This is a genomic window from Streptomyces cyaneofuscatus, from assembly GCF_042718795.1.
GTDB classification, from domain to species: domain Bacteria; phylum Actinomycetota; class Actinomycetes; order Streptomycetales; family Streptomycetaceae; genus Streptomyces; species Streptomyces cyaneofuscatus_A.
The window spans coordinates 186767-206421 of sequence record NZ_JBHXOX010000004.1; the positions used below are offsets into that span (position 1 = coordinate 186767).

A 19655-nucleotide genomic window follows, 5' to 3' on the forward strand; every position below is an offset into this window, starting at 1 on the left:
CCGTGTGCTCAGGGGCTCAGAACGGCGCTGAAGAATCCGATCGACGGGTTCTCCGGGGTCCCGATGAGAAGAGCGCGGTCGAGCAGCCCGTTGTTGTGCTCGCAACTCGTCTCCGGCAGGAGTACGCAGGCGTGGCAGGCCGCGAGGTTGATGCCGCCGACGCCGCTCCCCTCGGACTCGACACAGAGAGGATCGGAGGAACACCAACGAGCCCTGTCGAGGGCCGAGTCCAGCGACTCTCGGAGACGGCCGGGTTCGCCCTGTGCGACCAGGCCACCGAGGCTTCCCGCGGAGTCGCTCGTCGCCGTGCAGATGAGCATGCCGGCCATGGTCTCGCCCGCGTACAGCCGTTCCCGGAGGGAGGCTGCCGGATAGCCGCCGTCCAGACTCCACTCGTTGATCAGTGCGTGAGCGAGGGTGTGGAGGAGGACCATGCGGGGGGTGGCCGGCGATTCGGGGACGGAATCCGGGTCCTGGGACCGTTCGCGCATCATGCGGGTGTGGTTGTCCCGTATGGCCTCGGCCCGTGCGGCCACCGCCACGCTACGGGCCCAGGTGTCCACCCGTTCCTCGTCGAGCCGGAGGAAGACCCCCTCGCCCTGCACTTCCATGGCGGGCAGCCAGTCCATGTCCTTCAGGGACAGGGCTGCTTCCTGGATGTCCGTACGAGTCTCGGGGGTGTCGACCCGCGAGAAGGCCTTGAGGGCGCGGACCTCACGCAGTCGCTTCACCAGCATGGGGCCCGTGACCCCGTACGGCGTCAGCACGGTCGGGGAGGACCGGGGCGGCTCGCAGACGAACTGGTCCTCGTGATCCGAATCGCTCTCGGCCTGCCCCTCGATCAGCCGCTCGTACTCCTGCTTCCGAAGGGCGACGAAGGCGCTGTCGGCGGTGGCTGCCTCTTCGGCGCCCGCGTCCTCCTGGTTCTCCGCTTCGAGCAGCGCTATGACCTTGGCGGCCGAGAAGTCGTACTTCTCCGTCAGCGCGAGGGCCTTGAGGTAGATCTCTATCCCGCTGTCGTTCCCGGTCGCGTACAGCTCACGGAGCTGATCCATGTGGCCCTGAAGCCGGGTGAAGTGACCGTCGCTCCACGGGGGGATCGACAACGCGGTCCGTACGATCGGCTGCCAGGCGACGGACGAACCACGCTGCAGGGTGCGTGGCCTTTCCGAGCAGGGATCGGCCGGTGCGTCCTTGAGCCAGGGGCGTCTGCCGCTGCAGAAGACCTTCAGCTCGGACAACGCCGTACCGCTGAAGGCGCCCTCCATGGACACCTCGGGAACACCGCAGGTGCAGGAGATCAGGATCGAGCGGAGGGAGGCCGTCTTGCCGCTCGTGCGCAGCCGCATCTCCCCGCCGCAGAAGCCGGCCTCGCCCTCCTGCCGATTCTTGCGGTGCGCCCACTTCCAGTACGGGAAGTCGTCGATGTGGCCCTTGGCGCAGGCCATGACGAAGCGCGAGGGGACGAGGTCCTCCTCGCAGTCACCGCATTCGTTCTTCCCCGGTGGGGAGTTGAACTGCCTCACGTGCTGGAGGACGGTGCACTTCGGGCACGAGTGCCACAGGGGGAAGCGGCGTACGTGCACGCCGTCCTTGCTCGTGTCGTCCGATGCCGGAGGCAGACGGAACGATTTCACGCCGAGGGCCCGGGCCAACCGGTGCTCGAAGATGGTCGGTGCGTCGCTGATGTTCCACGAGTCGATCCCGGTGACGATGAACGATTCGTTGTCCACGGCGACGAGCGAGCCGACGCCGTAGGTCGTGATCATCTGGGCACGGCGTACGGATCCGCGGCGAGGGTAGCTGCGCTCCGGCGCTCCGGGCCTGCGGCGTCGGGCAGGGGGAGGAGTCATCGGGTTGCCTCCATGAAGAGGGCGGACTCGGCGTCGACATCGCGCAGGCTCCACAGGGTGGGCCAAGCGTCCTCGTCGATGTCGTCGAAGCCGCACAACAGGGACGGTGTCCTTCGGCCACGCTTCGGCTCGTAGAGCAGACCGCCGTTGCTCTCGGCCTTCTCCACCCACCATGCGACGAACTCGTCGAACGCGTCGGCCGTCGCGGTGCTCTCGTCGGGATCGACTGCCTCGACCCGGTCCAGCAGGGCCTTTCGGACCACCTGGTCCAGTTCGTCGCGGAACTCCTCGATCCGTCCGGCGCCGTCGTTCGGGCGGGCCGCCGGGATCAGGATGCGAGCGAGCGCGACGACGACGGCATGGAGGCCGCGGTCGCGGGAGCGGGAGGAGAACGGTGTCACGCTGGTCGACTCGACCTCCCGGTACAGCGCCGAGTGGTAGTGCTGGAAGCTCTCGTAGTGCGAACGGTCCCGTGAACGGTTCGCGTTGAGCATCACCGCCACCAGACCGGGGTGGCGGCGGCCCACGCGGCTGGTCGCCTGGATGTACTCGGCCGTGGTCTGCGGCTGTCCCATGACGGCCATCAGACCGAGACGGTCCACGTCGACGCCGACCGAGATCATGTTCGTGGCCAGCAGGACGTCCACGGCATCGGGGTGCGGCAACCGTCGCTCCACCTGCTTGAGCCGCTTCGGCACCTCGCTGGAGTTGGCGCGACTGGTCAACTCGGTCTGTTCCAGGATCCTTCGACGCTCGCCACCGTCCCGGTCCGCCAGAAAGCCGAGCTGGGCGTCGACGTCGTCGTGGACCTGCAACTCGGCGGCGGCCAGAAGCCGAAGGCTGTTGAAGTAACCGACGAGCGTCCAGTACGCGTCACGAACGTCATCCGTTTCCTCGCCCTGCGCGGCCCGGTGCAGGAGGTTGGCGTAGGTGCGGATGAGCAGGGTCGACTGGCTCGTGCTCGGCGTGAGCAGCCCGACGTACTGTCGACTCGCCTTGCGCTCCTTGGGCGTCTCCACGGCGAACCACGAGTCCCTGGCGTCGATGCCCGCCGGCGGGAACTGGGCCACATCACGGGCGAACAGCTTCTTGCCCTGCTGCGAGGCCCGACGGATCGTCGCCGTCGACGCGATGACCTTCGGTTCGTTCGCGAGCAGGTCCACAGCCGTCTCGTACAGACCGGTGAGAGTGCCCAGCGGTCCCGAGATGAGGTGGAGCTCGTCCTGGACGATCAACTCCGGAGGCGGGGTGTCGTCCTCGCGGTCCAGGTTGAACAGCGCGGCGGTCTGCTCCCGCCACGGCATGGCGGCGAACTTGTCGACCGTGGCGATCACCAGTGTGGGGCGTGCGTCGTAGACGGCTTCGTCGACCAGGTGGACCGGCAGGCCGCCGTGGAAATCGCACCAGGTGTCGGGGCAGCGGACGTGCATCCGCTTCGCCGCCTCGTCGACCTCGTACTGGTACGCGTCGATCCGACTGCCGCACCAGGGGCAGGCGTGCAGTTGGACGGGGTTCTTCTCCTGGAGCTCCTTCTCCTTGCGGAGCTCCACCAGGCTCTCCTCGGCGACCGACAGCTTGTTGGGTGTGGCCGACTGTCCCACCCACATGCCGATGGAGATGGTCTCCGTCCCCAGTGTCCGTTCGTCGCCGAGACGGATGCGCTCCATGGCGCAGATCAGCGACGCGGCACGCTCGAACTGCTGCAGGGTGAGCAGCCTCAGCGTGTAGCGCATCAGGACCGTCACGCCGCCGCCGTGCTCCTTGAGCCGCATGCGGCGGAGGAAGGTCGTGAAGGCGATCAGGCCGAGGTACGCCTCGGTCTTGCCACCACCTGTCGGGAACCACAGGAGGTCGGCGGTACGGCGATCGTCGTGTTTCGGGTCCACGATTCCTTCGAGGCAGAGAAGCATGAAGGAGATCTGGAACGGGCGCCACCTGCCCGAGGCGGTGTCGGGAGAGCCCTCACGTCCCTTCTTCACCCACTCGCTGCGGGCCCGCTGTTGAGCCATCGCACGGTTGGCGAGGCGGAAGGCCCGCATCGCCTCGTTGTCCGTGCCGAGAACCTTGATACCGCGACGCATGCGGGCCAGAGCCGTGCGACAGTGCTCGATCTGCCCCTGGGCAGGGGCCTCGTGCGGGGTGCCCCGGAACGCGGCGGCCTCCGCCTCCTTGCGGTCGATCCACTCCCCGTACCCGGCCATCAGGTCGTTGAGCGCGGACAGAACCTCGGTCTCGGGCCGGCTCGCCAGGTCCTCCATGCAGAGGGCCGAGTCGTCGATCTCGGGATTGGAGTCGGTGAGCAGCACCTCGTGTGTCGGTACGAACTCGGTGCGTACGGTGGTGATCGCCGCGCGCTCGACGTTCGGGGCGCCGATGGGGGGCGGAGTCCAGTCCCAGTGCGCCGAGCAGCCGTGCCCGACGGCGAAGGTGGGGGCGTGCCGGTGCAGCAGTCGTCCTGTCGCGATCTCGGGGTCGGTCACGCTGCGCTCGGACGGGCGGTCGACCACGCCCGGTGTGCCGGACTCGGTGGTCACGGTCAGGCGGGGTTGGTAGAGACAGAAGGCGTCCTGGAAGGCGTGCTTGCCCACCAGGTTCGTGTTGATCAGCGTCACGGTCACGGTGACCGTTCCGCTCGACGGGGCCTTCGGCCGGACGACCACGTCCAACTCCGCGCCCTCGTGGAGGTCCTCCACCCGGTAGCGGCGGGGAACCGTCACATCCACGGTCACCGGGCGCAGGGACAGCTCGCGCCGACGCCAGCGCTCCTTCTGCTCCTGGACGGTCCGCGCCTCCGCGCGCTCCGCGGTCACACGACCCCCGTCCCGGTCGACGGGATCGTAGGCCGCGGCCTCGGTCCGGACGACGAGACGAGCGGCGACCTCCGGGTCCACGGCGAACGTCAGCCCCATCGACGAAGGACGCCGGTCACCGACATGGGCCGTGCCGAGGTCGGGCAGCGCGTCCTCGACGTCCCGCCCTCTTCGTACGAGCGGAGCGTCGTCGAGCCCGTCGTTCTCCGCGGCGTCCTCCGCCAGCACCCTCTCCGACTCACGATCGGCCGCCCTGGGGAACAACACCCCTATCGGGTACGTGGTGATCGGCGGATCCTGGGTCAGGATCTCGTCGGCGGATCGCGGGCCGAGAAGGTCCTTGCGGAGCTGCTCGACGAGCCCTTCCCGGAGTGTGTAGTGAGCGGCGTGAACGCTCGTGTCGTCCGTCATCCGACGATGCCTTCCTGCGTGGTCCCTCTGACGCGCCTGTAGCGCCCGAGCCCCGACAGACGGGGCACCGTCCAGATGCCGTGGTCGCCGAGCCCGGCACGGGCACCGGAGGCGCTGCTGCCCGCGACACTCTCCAGGCAGTCGACCCGGAATCCGTTGATCTCCACCGGCCAGTTGATCTCCCACGTCTTGTTGATCTTCAGGGACGTGTGGAGATCCTTGCGGAACCGCTCCGAGACGACGGAGATCGGCCGATCTCTGTGGAAGATCGTGTACGGAGGGCTCTGGTCGGCGGCCATGGGCATCTCGTGCTGCGGCCGGAGAACCAGCTCGTCACCGGGAGAGACCGACGCGGCCAAGTAGTCCTGCAAGGACGGGGCGTCGTCGGTGAAGCCGTCCGTACCGGGCGGATGCTCGCGACCCACGTCCTGCCCGGAGGCCACGATGCCGTCGCGGATGTACGACTTCCAACCGCCGAGGTACCAGCGCTCGGTGACCTTGTCCCGGCGTACGAGTGCGGTGTCGGGGGCCGGGATCCGGAACAGGTCGTCCCGGGCGCGGGTCATCGCCACGTACAGCGAACGCGCCTCGGCCGCCGGGTCGACGTGGGTGTGCTGCTTGCGCAGTTCAGCCGTCGTGGCCGGTTCCACCACGATCACCCGATCGAATTCGAGCCCCTTGGCGCGGTGCACGGTCGACACCACCAGCTTCGCGGGCTCCACGGCCGCCAGGTCGTCCGGGAAGCGCCCTTCGGCGACGAGCCGCCGCACCGCCGCCACATCCATCAACCCTCTGGGGGCCCGGGCCGCGCCGCGCAGAGAACGCCAGATCCGTGCGCGGTCCCCGACGGGGGCGGTCGGTCCGGCGGAGAGCAGCTCCTGGAAGCGCTCCTCGGTCAACGTGGTGGTACCGGTGTTGCGCAGGACCGAGGTGACCCAGGCCGGAACAGGGCGGTCCTGGAGGGCTCGCTGGACGCGATGTCCCACCCCGAGGGAGAACAGCGCCTCGGACAGCACCAGAACCTGCCGGTTGTCCCGGCAGAGAATGGCGCAGGTGCCCGGGTAGGCCCGGAGCGACTCGACGGTGAACGGGTCGTCCGGAGGGCCGAAGTCGGGGCACGAGCGCAGCAGGTCGGTCAACCGCCGGTGGAACTTCTCGCCCGCCGCGTCGGACTCGGCGGGCTCCGACGGCAGCCTCTTGAGCTCGGCGCCGAGAGCGAGAGCGGTACGGGCCTCCTCCGTACGGGCCCGGAAGTTGGCGGTCAGGTGCAGTTCGACCAGGTCGTCGGGGTAGGAGGCCCGGAGCCAGTCGAAGAAGTAGTTCGTCTCCGCGGCACGGGCGTCCTGGTCGGTGACCTGGAAGCCGAAGATGGCCTGGGCCCCGTCCCCCACCACGGTGAATCCGCAGCTGTCCTGGAAGCGGTCCAGCAGCGTCTCCACCATGTCCCGGCGGTCGCCCACCAGGTCCTGGACCTCGTCGATCACCACATGGGTCGGGGGCCCTTGCTCGCTCTCCTCGACGGCTCCCCGCAGGATCGCCTCGGTCGTCTCCCTGATCCGCTCGTCGAAGCGCAGCGCGCCCCAGTCCCGGTCGGGCTGCTCGTCGCGCAGCACCGAATAGGCCCAGGAGTCGAAGGTCTGCACCCGGACCCGACGGGCCTGACGGGCATGGAGCGCGATCCGCTCGCGCAGCTCACGGACCGCCGCGCGGGAGAAGCTCAGCACCAGGATCTCGCCGGCTTCGAGTGCCTCCTCCTCGTGGCCCATGAGGGCGTCGAGACGGCGGACCAGGGTGTGCGTCTTGCCTGCTCCCGCGCCGGCCGTGACCAACAACCGGGCGTCCCAGGGCTGCTCGACGACAGCCCGCTGTTCTCCGGTCAGGGGCGGGCTGTCGTGGTACGCGTCGGTCACTTGGCCCTCCACAGGTGCTCGAACTGCGTGAAGGCGAGCGCCTTGCCGTAATTGGTGATGTTGTCACGCACGTTGAGGATCAGGCAGGTCTCCTTGCCTCCGTTGCCGGGACCGCGCAGACCGCGACCGATCATCTGTTGGTAGACGTTGGGGCTGTAGGTGGGGCGGGCGACGACGACGGCCCGGGTGGCCGGGGCGTCGAAACCCTGTGTCAGGACACCGTAGTTCGTGAGCACGCGCACGCGACCGCGGCGGAAGTCCTCGATGCTCCTGCGGCGTTCGCCCGTGGAGGTCGCCGAGTCCACCGAAGCGGCGGTGATGTCGCGGTCCTTGAGTTTGGCGGCGAGGAACTTGGCGTGCGCCACGGACGTGGCGAAGACCAGGACCGGCCAGTCGGCGGGCATGTCGGTGATCTCTTCCAGGATGCGCTTGTTGCGGTCGTGGTCGTCGGCGAGGCGTTGCTCGGCGGCCTTCGACAGCAGGCTCATCTGGTCGGCCCGCTCCTTCTCGTCGTTGGTCAGCTCGATGGTGCCGCCCATGAGCACCTGATGATCGACCTTCGCCAGCATGCCGAGCCTCTGCAGTTCCCCGTACGCGTCGTCGGAGGGGAAGATCCCGTCGTCGAGACGTTGGGCGCCGAAGCGTTGGACCAGGCGCCTCGTCTCCTCGTCGTTCGTGTTGCGGAAGGGGGTCGCGGTGAGCCCCAGCAGATGGCGCTGCGTCTCACGAGCGGTCAGGCCGAGTTGCTCGAGAATCTTCGTGTACTGGGGAGAGATGGCGACATGGGCCTCGTCGACGATGACCAGACTCGCCTTTCGGAGCCATGCGTATCCGTCGGTGCCGAGGCAGTTGCGGAGCTTCGCGTCGGTGGCGATCACGAGGTGCGGTCGGTCGCTCACCGGCCCCGCCTCGTTGGTCGTCCACAGCCTGCTGATGGTGAGAGAGCTCTCCGCGCCGACCTTCGACCACACGAAGCTCCAGCTCTGGACGGCCTGCTCACAGAGTTCCTCGGTCTGGGCGATCCAGAGGATGGGGCCGTCCAACTCTCCCACGGACTTGACCCAGCGGATCACCGCTTCCGCGGCCACCCGGGTCTTGCCCGCGCCCGTGGGCAGGGACAGCATTCCGCGTTGGGGCGCGAACCGGTCGAGCATCGCGAAAACCTTGGTGGCGAGGCGCTCCTGGTAGTCGTGCAGCCGCGGGAACTCGGTGGGGCCGGGGACATCCACCCTCGGCGGCAGCGAAGGCGCCTTGGTTCCGGCGAAGGAGTCGGGGAAACCGAATTCGGAGACGAACTTCACCGCGGGCGAGGAGCCGGTGAAGCTCGACGGCGCGTGGCTCGGATAGGCGGCCAACAGATCACGGGTGTGCATGTGCAGTACGCCATCGCCATGGGCGTTGTACGCCATCCGTGCGATCCGGCGGGCCGACGGGTCGACACCTCCGAGTTCGGCTCGTTCGCTGTCCAGCAAGCCGGGCGGCAGGCCTGCGCGGAGCGCGGCCTCGCCGACGAGCAGTTCCAGCTTCTCCTCGACGCTCTCCGCCTCGCGGACCTGGCGCAGGGCCGCCTGGAGCTGCTGGTCGGCCTCCTGCCGCTCCTGGGCGTCGAGAACCGCGCGGCAGCCTGCTTCCTTCAGCCCCCAGCGCAGCTCACGGTCGACCGCCACGAGAGCGGCGAGTCGGTCCTCGGGCTCCAGGACGAGCACGGTGTTGCCCTGGAGGGCGCTCCTGAGGGGCGTGGACCGGGTGCCTTGGGGGGTACGGGTCACCTCCTCCAACTCGGAGCACGGCAGCAGGCGATAGTTGTTGACCGCATTGCCCATACGCTGACGGAGAGTGGGGAATTCGTCGTGCAGGGCGGCCGGTTCACCGATACCCACATGACGGGTCTCCTTGCTGACGACGTCGGCGTAGCGCAACATCCCCCACGTCTTGACGAGCAGCGCCGCGTCCTCGGTGCTACCTGCCGCCAACGCCGGAATCTGCTCCGCGCGCAGCGTGCGGTACTCCGCCTCGGACGCCGCGACGGCGATCTTGTCGTCCTCCTGCGCGGACCACTGCGACCCGATCCGGCAACGGGTGAGCTCCCCTTCGGGGAAGTCGACCTCGAGCCGGGTCAGCATCACGTACGTACGTCCGACGAAGGTGTCGTCGTCGCTGGTGCGGAGCTGTTCGAGCAGACGGTCCCACTGCTTCACCGGAACGTCGTCCACGACGGTCGGCAGATGGAGCTTGCGGGCCTTCTCGGCGCTGATGTCCGCCACCGGCAGGACATCCGCGTAGGCGTGCAGCTGAGGGCCCACCGCGTCGGAGACCGGGACGACACCCTGCGAGGTGGGGACGCGGCCGTGGCGGGCGAGCATCCAACGCAACGGGGAGTGAATGGACTTGCGCGTGCCCACCTGGACGCCGAACTGCATGGTCCAGGTGTCGATGACGCTCGCTTCGGGCAGCGCCTTCACGAAGGCTGCCCGGCCCTCGTCCGACAGCCGCTCCAGGAGATGCAGCGGTCCGCCGATCGGGGAGCCGTCCAGCTTGAGCCTGGCGAAGGCCGGACGGGAGGCGTTGCTGCTCAGGGTTCGGCAGTAGCTGTCGTAGATCGCCGTTGCGTATTCGGCGAACCAGGCTTCGTCCGACGAAGGGCGGTGACCGGCGGTGGGTGTCGCGCGCAGGCCGAACTCGTGGAAGACCATCCTGTCGTCGGAGTGGAAGTCCAGATCCACCGCCACCGAGCCGTCCCGACTGCCGTCGGCGGGCACCACGGCCCCGGGGAGGAGGCAGTCCCGCATGCGGTGGAACCGCTTGTCCACCGTGCGAACGTAGAGAGTGCCCATCGGGTCGGGCACGCGGGCGATGACTTCACCGCTCACCTGACTGCCGCCGGCGCTGTGGAACAACTGCCAGAAGCGGGCCCAATCCTGAGGGCCGTATCCGACGAAGCCCTGCTCCAGGACGCCGATGAACCGGCCTCGGGAGTCCGCCTCCCGAATACCGATGGTGTTGAGGTCGCGGATGAGTGACTCGTCCTCGGAGAGAACGGGGTCCACGTACGTCGTGCCGTCCCGCAGACCGTCCTGGACGGCCCGGCGGAAGACCTTGCCCACCACGGCGGGCACCAGGCCGCTCTCCTCGGTCAGCACGATGCGCGCGGTGCGGGCCTCGTCCGCGAAAGGCGAGCCGTCGCGGATCATCCCGGCGACGATGCGGATCGCGACGGCCGAAGCCTCGGCCGTACCGTCGCTGACGAGCGCTTCCAACCACTCACGGACGGTCGCCCGGCCCTGTCTCGTCTGTTCGAGAACGTGCGCCACCTTGCCTGCGCGGAACTCGCCTGCCTCCACGGAGGGATGTACCCAGTTCGAGGGACGACCCGGGTACGCGTTCCACATCCGGAGCCAGTCGACCTTGAGCGGGCTCTTGCCCGTCGGCGCCGGGTGTACGCGCAGCTCCCTGGGGGTCCGGAGGACGCCGTCCTGGTCGGGAAGGGACGGCAGCTGCGCCGTCAGCTTCCAGATCTGTTCGGTCAGATACCTGTCGGCCCAGTTGAGGGTCTCCGACTCCCTGGTCCGACCGGGCAGCAGCGGAAGGTACGCCCCGGGGTCCTCGGCGGGAGCCAACCGAGGCAGCGATTCGACCACCAGCCTCGCGGCGACCTGGATGATCTCCTCGTTGAAGGGACTGGAATCCAAAAGGTTCTGGCGGTCCTCGTTCGTCTTCCAGGCACCGTTGAGGATGCCCGCCAACGTCATCGGATACTTGGTCGGGAAGAACGACCAGAACTCGCCGCGCCCCTTGGGAACGGTGAGGACGGTGTCCCCTGTGTACTCGGGAACGGCCCACGAGATGTCGATCGTCCCTCGGTCGTGCATCTCTCCCGCACTGGCGCGCGCCCGTTCGGTGGGTCGGTGGGCGTGGGTGAAGACCTTCCAGGTGGCGTGGGACTCCGGTTTGCCCGTGCGTACCTCGTGGATCGTGTGCACGATGTCCTCGTGCTCGACCGTGATCTCCCGCCGTATCTGCGGCATGGCGCGACGGTTCTCCAGGACCACCGTCCCCACATGGTGGGAGAAGAGCTGGAAGCGCGCAGGGAACTCCCGCTGGATCTGCTGGCCGGCGGCCGTGTGGATGTCGTGTCCCAGACGATCGGCCGCACCGGGCAGAAGACGAAGCCGGACGACGGTGGTGGCCCAACCGAGCAGCTCATCCAGAACGGGATCCGCCGCACGTTCCTTTTCCGCCTCCAACGGGCGGGCCATGCGCAGGACAGGTGCTTCGAAATCGCCACCGACCGTGTGGCCGCCGGCCTTGCGGATCTCTTCGAAAGACCACGCCCGGTCGAATCCGAAGGCCCCGGATGTGCTGAAGAATTGAGGAGCGTCGGTGACGGCGAGGACCGACTTCACCCCGACCCCGAAGCGGCCGATCTGCCCACCGCGCTTCTTCGACACACTCATCCGAAGGATGGTCTCGGCTCCTTCGGCCGTGACTTCCTTTCCCTCGTTCGCGCAGTACAGGTGCGTGTTCGTGAGGACGACGTGCACCTTCCCGCCGGGAGAATGCGCGATCTCGTCCGCGGCATTCTGGACGAGCTCGAACAACTGGCGATCCCCGTAACCACCCTGCGTGATCCGCCGCTCACCGTTGGCGTGTTCCAGAATCAACCCCGGGTCGACGCGGTACGTCTCCAGGACGCGCGCCGACTGCTCGATGATCGTCTGAATGACGGACGTTTCGCCTGAACTTTCCGTCACATTGGGGTGGTTCAAGGTGTTCCCATTCCGTGGCTGTGAGCTGAACGCGGGGGAGTCGGAGGCCGGCCGCTGCGGGGATGCGGCCGGCCTCCGACTCAACGATAGGAGTTCGAAGCCCGACGAGGTACCGGGTCAGTCAAGCCGGATGATGATGACGAGGAACTTCGCGGGACGCTCACGCCGCCGACGCTGCCTGCTCCGAAACGTTTCGCCCGTGTTGTTGGGCGGACGGGTGACGGTGGCGCGGGAGCGCTTCCGCAGCCGGGGCGGACGCGGCTTCCTGTTCTTCCTGGCGGGGATTTCCTCGCGAGGCTGCGGAGGTACTTCGTCCGGTTCGGACGCCGCAGACCGGCGGGAGGCCTTGATGTGCCGACTCCTCTGGGCGTTGATGTGCGGGCGCGTGGTCCCCATGGCGTCGAGGAACTCGGACCGCAACTCGGGGTCCTCGAAGGAGTCGTACTGCCCGAAGAGGTCGTCGGGGTCGGGCGGGCTGGCGTTCAAGGTCGGAGGCCTCCTGGGTTCGGCGAACGGGCAAAGGGCGTGATGGGAAAGTGGCGCACGTGCAGAGGGGCGGAAAGCGCACGGAAGGGTGTGCTGGTTCGCCGAGGAGGAAGGTTTTTTCGGGTGGATGGGAAAGGGGTGGAGAGGTGCTGAACTGAGAACGTGGAAGAAGCAAAGCGTATGAGGTCGGTCGATGGCAACCCGGTTGGTCATCTTTATTTTCGAAGAATTTTTCCCGACCGTCGTGAATTAATTTCGGGCATGCAAAATAGGCCTTCCCGAAGGTAGGGCCGGTTGCGCCTGGTGAGGCGTTTCCCGATTCCACGCTACCTGCTCGAAAGGTGCCGTCGCAAGCCTCCGGGAGGGCTGCGACGGGAGTTTCTTCGCCGCTCCCGGCGTGGGCATTCGGGGTGAATGGTGCGAAGGTGATCCCGGGTTTCAATCCGGACCAATCCGTCCTTTCGGTGCATCATTGGGCAATTAGCCAATGAGGTGAGTCAGGCCAATCGAGGCTCCGCGGTGCTGTGTCAAACGTTGTTGTCGGACGGAGTGTCAGTGTCAAACAGTAGGTGTATCGTGCAGTTCATGGGCGACGCGGCGGCTGAGGAGTGATGACGTTGGACACCGGCATGGACTTTGGTCCCTGGCTGGCCCGGCAGCTGAAGCAGTCGGGCATGAGCCAGGCTGATCTGGCCCAGCGGATCGGCCTGACGCGAGCCGCGGTCTCGGCCTGGATCACCGGTCGGGCTACCCCCCGCGAGGAGACGATCAACAAGATCGCCGAGGCGCTCGGCACCGATCTGGGGACGATCCACACCCGGACCGCCGACACCTTGGCCGGCTTGCCGATCTCCTGGTATCACCGCCCGGGCCACGCCGACGGCGGCCGCGAGTTCGGGAACGCGGCAGCTTTCGCCTTCGAGGCCGACGTCGAGGTCCTGGCTCGGGAGGCGACCCAGAACAGCCTCGACGAACGACTCGACCTCGCCCAGCCGGTCCGGGTCCGATACACCTTGCACGAACTGTCGGGCGAGGCCTTGGCCCGGTTCCGCGACGAGATTCGCTGGGACGACCTGCTGCCCCACTACGAGGCTGCCGCAGAGCAGGACCAGAAGGTCGGGCGCATGATCGCGGCCGGCCTGAGCGACATGTACGACCGGGACCGGCTGGTACTCCTCCGCATCGACGACTACAACGCCTCCGGCCTGACCGGCGACGACTACGAGACCGGCCGTTTCGCCGCGGTCGTGCGTCGCCAGCTCGACAGCCAGAAGTCGATGAGCGGTGCCGGTGGGTCCTACGGCCTGGGCAAGGCGACGCTCTGGGCGACCAGCCGTCTCGGCCTGGTCCTCATGAACTCGACTCTGTCGGAGCCGCACGAGGGGCGGACCGAGCGTCGGCTCGTCGGGCGCCTCGACCTTCCCTGGCGCAAGGTGGGGGACAGGACCTGGGCCGGTCCCGCCTGGTTCGGTCGGCCCGACCCGGACGCGGAGGACGTGAACGTGGCCCGCTCGTGGTGGGCCGACGAGGAGAGCGTCGAGCGTCTCCATCTCACGCGGGAGAGCGCCGAGCCTGGCACGTCCTTCCTCATCGTCGGCGCGCACGATGTCGCGAGCCTCGTCGAAGGGACCGACGGCAACGCCGACGTCGAGGACGACGACAGCGTGCACCGCATGCACCACCGCCTCAAGGACGCCCTCGGTCGGAACTTCTGGGCGGCCATGACCGGCGGGGGCAGACAGCGACCGCTGCTGGAGGCCTCCGTGAGAACTTTCCGCAACGGAGTGGAGATCATTCCGGAGGCGCGTGTCGACCCTCGGGAGACCCAGCCCTCGCGAACGCGCGCCCTGCAAGCCTTTCTGGACGGCACGACCGTCGACAGACTGACCGAGGCCGGGCAGGTGGCCATGACGACTGTGCCGCTGATGGTGCCGGGGCGTGCCGGTCGGGGAAGTGGTGGAGAGCACCGAGCGGTCGTGCTGGTCACGGAGGCAGATGACCGCGACCACGGAAAGCCGAACAGAGTGACGACGATGCGGGGCAACCGTATGACGGTCAAGATCGGTTGGGTATCCGGCCTGCCGGTGGGCACCAACCTCTTCCAGGCTGTCCTGCTCGCCGGTAGGGCCGCTGGGGACGACGCTCCCTTCGCGGACGAGGCCGAGGCTTTCCTGCGCGCCGCCGAACCACCCGAGCATGACAAGTGGGGGCAGACGGAAGAGCTGCGCATGCTGTACTCGCCCTCCGCGTACCGACGGATCGGTGCGCTCACGTACGAGGCGAACAAGGCTGTGCGGGATCTGGTCGCCCTGCCGAAGAAGAGTCGCAAGGTCGGCTCGGAGCGTCTGCGTAAGCGCCTGACCGTGGGGGGACGTAAGACGGCCCGCCCCGCTCCCGCGGCAGGGCCGCCGACGCTGGAAGAGCTGGACGCGCGGATCGACGCCAGCGGTGCGTGGTGTGTCACGGCCGAGATGAAGATCCCCGCGGGCGGTGATTCCTGGCGCCCCACACCTGTGGCCAAGCTCGACGTGCGCTCCGGCCCCAGGCCGGTTCTGGCATGGTCCGAACTCGTCGCCGTGCACAACTGCGAGATCGTCGACGGCACCGTCCGCTTCGTTCCCGGTTCGCGCACCGCGACCTTCCGGGGAACCACGGACGTGTCCACCCATCCGGTACGCGCCCAGTTCAGCGGCCTTGTCGTGGAGCTCCGGACGGACAAGGGGGCCCAGGCGTGAAGAGGGCATACCCGTACCAGCGTCTTCCCGGTGTGGTCTCGCTCCGGGTCACCGCCGTCGAGCTGCGGGGCCCGGACGACATCAGGGACCCCCTCGACACCAGTGCCTTCTCCGCCGTCGAGCAGGTCGTCGCGCCCGGTGCGACAGGACGGGACGACTGGGAGTGGCTCCGTATGAAGGTCTCGGCCACCGTGCCGGGCAGGGCTACCGCTCCCGACAGCCCCTGGACCGACCTGGCGGTCGTCGTGGTTCTGAGCGAAGCGGCCACCAACACGAGGATCACCACGGCTCTCACCCCCGGGACGGAGGGTGGCCGACAGTGGGTGGGACAGCTCGACCTGTGGCGGGCGGACCATCTGGACCGGGCCACCATGTCCGTCCATGTCGTCGCCACGGTGGACGGCGTGGCGGGACGCGAGATCGCCGCGTCGACCAAGGACTGGATCGTCGACCTCAAGGCCGCGGCGCCGCTGCGTGACCGCGAGCTCGACGTCGTCGAGGTCGGCTTCCGCGACGGCCCGCAATGGCTGCGTCGGTTCCGGGAGGTGCCCTGGGCCGTGGACACGTCCGGTGACCTGCCCGTCGTGCACATCAACACGGATTTCGAGGGAGTCTCCGACCTGATCGGTGGCAACGGCACCTCGGTCGACAACATGGTGCGGGATCTGCTCCTCGCCCAGATGTGTACAGACGTGTGGACGGCCGTCTTTCACACCGCCATCGGAGACCTGGAGATCGAGGACGACGGAACTCCCCTCTTCCCTCGTGACTGGAGAGGCGAGGTGCTGCGCGAGATGCTTCCCGACATCGTGCCCGACCGCCCTGTCGAGGACGCGCTGGGCGAGGTCCACCGACGACGGACCGGAACGTCCGGGTGGACCGACCTCCAACCACGCATCCACTACGCCGCCACCCGCAGGGCGGACGTGCCCAAGGTGCTGAGCACGACGATCCGTGGCCTGAACAGCATCCATCGGGGGACCGACGCATGACCGACAAGCCGAACCTCCTCCCGGAGCGCCTGGCGTTGCTCGCGGACCTCAACGCGGCGCAGTACCTCACCGATGGGCTGCTCTCGGGCAAGGAGGACGTACCCGCCATAGCGCTCAACAAGACCACCGAGCCGCTGTCGTACGACGGTGAGAGCCGCGCGGAACTGGACCCGGTGCGCGCCTTGGTCGAGGACGCGATGTACAAGTTCCGGGAGGACAGGCCGACGGCTGCCGACGGCTGGCTGGCACCTCGCCTGCACGCGACGCTCAGGCTCACCCGGCGGGAGGCGGCCGACCGGCGGTTCTGGAACTACTTGGCTCTGGGGGTGGCTCCGGATTACGTGGTGTGGCGCCACCTGTCCGAGCCGAAGAAGAAGCGGGAGGAAAGCGGCAGCTCTCCGAAGGTCGCTGCCGCACGGTTTCGAGGCCCGGCGTACACCCAGGCGTTCTCCCGGCTGTGGTGGGCCGCGGAGCTGTACCGCGACGGCCCCGATTACGGGCCGGTCGTGACCGCGTGCGGCAACCAGGAGATGCTCAACACCGCACTGCGGATGGACGTCATCGAGCATCGGCCGACGGCGCAGGCGATGGTGCGCCTGATCGGACGTGGGACGGTGACCAGCACCCGCGAGGCGAACGCCCTGGCAGCGGCCGTCAACGCCTCCGCCGCCACCCTCATGTACGACGTCGTTGCGCCCGATGCCGAACGGGACGGCAAGCCACTACGAGACTGGATCGAGGCGGCGGAGTCGGCCCCGGCCGTCCCACGCAGGGACCTGCCCATCGGGCCGTACGAGGAGAAGACTCCGGAGCATTCGGTGGACGTACTCGTCGATCACTTCACGGAACTCTTCGCCGAAGCGCCGGTGAGGGGACGCCCGGACGCGGACGAGCGGGACGGCGCCGAGACCTGAGGAGGCGCCGACCGGACGGTCGTCGCCTGCGGCGCTTCGCCCTGGGGGCTCCATTTCTCCAACTGCTCGTACCACTCGTCCCGCGGAGGCTTGTTGAACAGCGCCATGCTCAGGATGTGCAGCGACAGCCTCGGTGGGATGGCGTTCCCGATCTGCTGGGCCACATCGGTGGAGCGCCAGGGATATTCCGCGGGGAAGGACTGGAGCAGGCCGGCCTCTCGAGGGGAAAGGCGTTCCAGTTCGTCCTCCGGCCTGAGCACGATCTCGCCCGCGCTGTCCTTCCGCAAGGTGTACAGGCGGTTGCGTCGTACCTTGCCGGTGACTGTCGGGGCGGGCTCCCCGGATTCCCGGCGACCCCGCTTCTTCGGGTCGCCGCCGGACCCGTAGTTGGAGACCATGACGAACTCGGCCGTCCGTGTGTCACGGAGCGCGTCTCCCATGGAGACCCACGGTTCGACGTCGTCGAACAACGATGCCTTCTGAGCGGCATCTGCGGGCGGAAGCCGTACGGCGCCCTTCCGGTACCTCTGGTGCGTCGCCTCGGGGAAGAGGACCCTGCGGTGCACGTTCTCCGGATCGTACTGGGCGATCAGGACCGCCCTGCGTCGTGTCTGCGGAACTCCGAAATCCTCGGTGTGCAGCACGTGGGCCTCGGCGGCGTAGCCGACACCTCGGAGGAGTTCCGCGAAGTGCTTCCACACCAGAAGCACCGTCGGCACCTGCTCCAGCACGATCACCTTGTACGGCCGCTCGCGCTCGAGCATCGCCTCCATGATCCAGCGCAGTGGTTGCAGCACGAAACCGGTCCGGTTGTCCGACATCGCGTCGGTCTCGCGCTTGACCTTCTTCCAGGCCGCGTCGAACGAAGCCTTGTCCTTCTGCTCCATCAACCGGGAGGCCAGCCGCTTCACGTCCTCCAGCGCCTGATGCCCTTCGCGGTTGCCCGCCACCGAGAACGACTGGCAGGGCGGCCCGCCGGTGAGCACGGTGGCCTCGATGACCGAGGGGTCGCACGGGCCGAGCTCGGCGACATCCTTCACGTCGGTGGTCAGGAGGCCGGCCGCCGCACGTGTGGCGCGAGTGGCGTCGTCCCACTCGACGCCGATGCTTTCGACGCCCTCGTCCCTCATGATCGTGGCGGCGATGTCGAGGCCGCCGGGCCCTGCGAAGAGATCGACGATCCCGAAATCCGCAGAGGGGAGTGAAGGGGGAGAGGGGTGGGTCATGGTGTGCAAGTGTAGCCGGCCGATCAGACCGGGGAGGGCGCTTCCTCCGGCGCCCTCCCCGGGGAGTGGATCAGCCCTTCAGGGCGTTGGCGACGGCCCGCCCGAGCGCTGTTCCGACCGGCGGGGGCGAGGCGTGGCCGATCTGCCGGTAGCGGGCGGTCTTCTTTCCCGCGAACCGCCACTCCTGGGGAAACGCCTGCAGAATCGCCGCCTGCGCGTCCGTGAGCTTGATCAACCCTGAGACGTCGTCGTTCGGGCCCGGAACCTCGTCGGCCACCGTTCCGCCGTTGACCCTCATCCGAGCCCATGCCTTCTTCGAACCCGTCGGCCCGAGGTCCGCGCCTCCCCGCTTGTCCGAGCCACCCACCAGTGTCGGAGCGACGCTGATGGCCTGTGCCGCCCAGGCGTCGGTGCCGGGCCAACCGCGGGCGCCCACCGATCTGCGAAGCGCTCGACCCACCGGCAGATGCTCCGTGACCGTCGGCGCCGGAGGTTCGAAGGCGTCGAAGTACTGGTCCTTGAGCGCGACAAGCACTCCCTGCTTGCGATCCTGCGGCACGCCGAAGTCGGCGGCGTTCAGAACGAACCAACGGAAGCGGTAGCCCAGGTGCTCGAGTTCCTTGCGGATGAAATCGCGGATGCTCTCGAATTTCGGGGAGTCGACCAGCCCCGGAACGTTCTCGATCACCAGCGCGCGCGGTTGGATGGCATGGGCGAGGAGGACCGCGGCCTCCAGCAGCCGCTGCTCCTCATCGGTCTCGATCCTCGCCACCGTCGCGCTGGACTTGACCCGGGGAAGTCCGGCCGACAGGAGATCCACGTCATAGGTCTGCCGGTGCTCGGCCGGGTCGAAGTCCAGGAGATCCGTCTCCAGGACGTTCCAGGCCGGCCGGTTCATCCGGAGCGTCTCGCAGGCGATCCGTTTCTTGTCCAGCAGCAGGACGGGCTCGAAACCCGCCTTCTCGAACCCCAGGGCCAGCCCCCCGGCGCCCGCGCACACATCGACGAACCGCAGCTTGTTCATAGGCCCCCGCCTTCGTTCCGTGCCCGCCGTTGTTCGACGGCCGCCGCGACCAGCTCGGCGGCACCGCTCGGCGCCTCGTGCTCCCAGAATCGCAGTACGGTCCATCCTGCCGCAGCCAGATGCTGGGTCGTCTCCCGGTCCCTGGCCATGTTGCGGTCCAACTTCTCCCGCCACCACTGAGCGTTCGACTTCGGTTGCGTGGCGTGCTCGGGGCAGCCGTGCCAGAAGCAGCCGTCGATCATCACGGCGACCTTGGCCCGGGTGAAGGCGATGTCCATGGTCCGCCGGGGCATGTCCGGCACCCGCGCGTTGACCCGGAAGCGGTAGCCGGCCGCGTGGAGGAGCTTGCGCACGGCTACCTCGGGTGCGGTGTCGCGTCTGGCCTGGCGGCTCATGCGGGCGGACACGCTCGGGGATGAAGGCTTGGCCGTGCTCATTACTTCCAGTGTCCTATGAACTGCATCGGTGCCATCGGTGATCGAAGGGGTCTGCGTGACGGCCCGGCTCGGAGCCCGTACGAGGATCGGG

The 19655-nt window shown here is 68.1% G+C and carries 11 protein-coding genes; 3 read left to right on the forward strand and 8 right to left on the reverse strand.

The annotated features are described in order from the left end of the window. Positions 1-8: 8 nt before the first annotated feature. The 5 genes from drmB to ACFWRT_RS05580 form a co-directional block, all read right to left on the reverse strand. Positions 9-1853 (reverse strand): DrmB family protein, encoded by a 1845-nt coding sequence (gene drmB / locus ACFWRT_RS05560; protein ID WP_380951313.1) that lies wholly within the window; start codon positions 1851-1853, stop codon positions 9-11. After that, the gene (locus ACFWRT_RS05565; protein ID WP_380951314.1) at positions 1850-5074 is read right to left on the reverse strand and encodes a helicase-related protein; all 3225 of its coding nucleotides are present in this window, start codon (positions 5072-5074) and stop codon (positions 1850-1852) included. The genes drmB and ACFWRT_RS05565 overlap by 4 nt, the downstream gene beginning before the upstream one ends. Further along, positions 5071-6984 (reverse strand): UvrD-helicase domain-containing protein, encoded by a 1914-nt coding sequence (locus ACFWRT_RS05570; RefSeq protein ID WP_380951315.1) that lies wholly within the window; start codon positions 6982-6984, stop codon positions 5071-5073. The genes ACFWRT_RS05565 and ACFWRT_RS05570 overlap by 4 nt, the downstream gene beginning before the upstream one ends. Next, positions 6981-11750, reverse strand: coding sequence for a DEAD/DEAH box helicase (locus tag ACFWRT_RS05575; RefSeq protein WP_381121231.1), 4770 nt, complete (start codon positions 11748-11750; stop codon positions 6981-6983). The genes ACFWRT_RS05570 and ACFWRT_RS05575 overlap by 4 nt, the downstream gene beginning before the upstream one ends. Positions 11751-11867: 117 nt before the next feature. Continuing rightward, positions 11868-12236 carry a hypothetical protein gene (locus tag ACFWRT_RS05580; RefSeq protein WP_380951316.1) on the reverse strand — a complete coding sequence of 123 codons (369 nt, stop codon included), beginning with the start codon at positions 12234-12236 and terminating at the stop codon, positions 11868-11870. A 611-nt stretch (positions 12237-12847) separates the two neighbouring features. Here ACFWRT_RS05580 and ACFWRT_RS05585 point away from each other — a divergent pair. The 3 genes from ACFWRT_RS05585 to ACFWRT_RS05595 are packed head-to-tail and all read left to right on the forward strand — an operon-like array spanning position 12848 to position 16877. Further along, a complete protein-coding gene (locus ACFWRT_RS05585; RefSeq protein WP_380951318.1) occupies positions 12848-14971 on the forward strand; it encodes a helix-turn-helix domain-containing protein in 2124 nt (707 codons plus the stop codon). Beyond that, positions 14968-15963, forward strand: coding sequence for a hypothetical protein (locus tag ACFWRT_RS05590; protein ID WP_380951320.1), 996 nt, complete (start codon positions 14968-14970; stop codon positions 15961-15963). The genes ACFWRT_RS05585 and ACFWRT_RS05590 overlap by 4 nt, the downstream gene beginning before the upstream one ends. Beyond that, entirely contained in the window at positions 15960-16877 is a 918-nt protein-coding gene (locus tag ACFWRT_RS05595; protein ID WP_380951321.1) for a DUF6339 family protein, read from the forward strand. Before ACFWRT_RS05590 ends, ACFWRT_RS05595 begins: the two co-directional genes overlap by 4 nt. On the opposite strand, the gene ACFWRT_RS05600 is transcribed toward ACFWRT_RS05595, so the two are convergent. From ACFWRT_RS05600 to ACFWRT_RS05610, 3 genes are all read right to left on the reverse strand, one after another. Further along, on the reverse strand, positions 16799-18103 hold the full coding sequence (locus tag ACFWRT_RS05600) for a DNA cytosine methyltransferase (RefSeq protein WP_380951322.1): 1305 nt from the start codon (positions 18101-18103) through the stop codon (positions 16799-16801). The genes ACFWRT_RS05595 and ACFWRT_RS05600 overlap by 79 nt on opposite strands. 70 nt (positions 18104-18173) lie before the next feature. Then, positions 18174-19127: a DNA cytosine methyltransferase gene (locus tag ACFWRT_RS05605; protein ID WP_380951323.1), complete on the reverse strand. Its 954-nt coding sequence runs from the start codon at positions 19125-19127 to the stop codon at positions 18174-18176. Beyond that, positions 19124-19564 (reverse strand): very short patch repair endonuclease, encoded by a 441-nt coding sequence (locus ACFWRT_RS05610; RefSeq protein ID WP_380951324.1) that lies wholly within the window; start codon positions 19562-19564, stop codon positions 19124-19126. Before ACFWRT_RS05610 ends, ACFWRT_RS05605 begins: the two co-directional genes overlap by 4 nt. Positions 19565-19655: the final 91 nt, after the last annotated feature.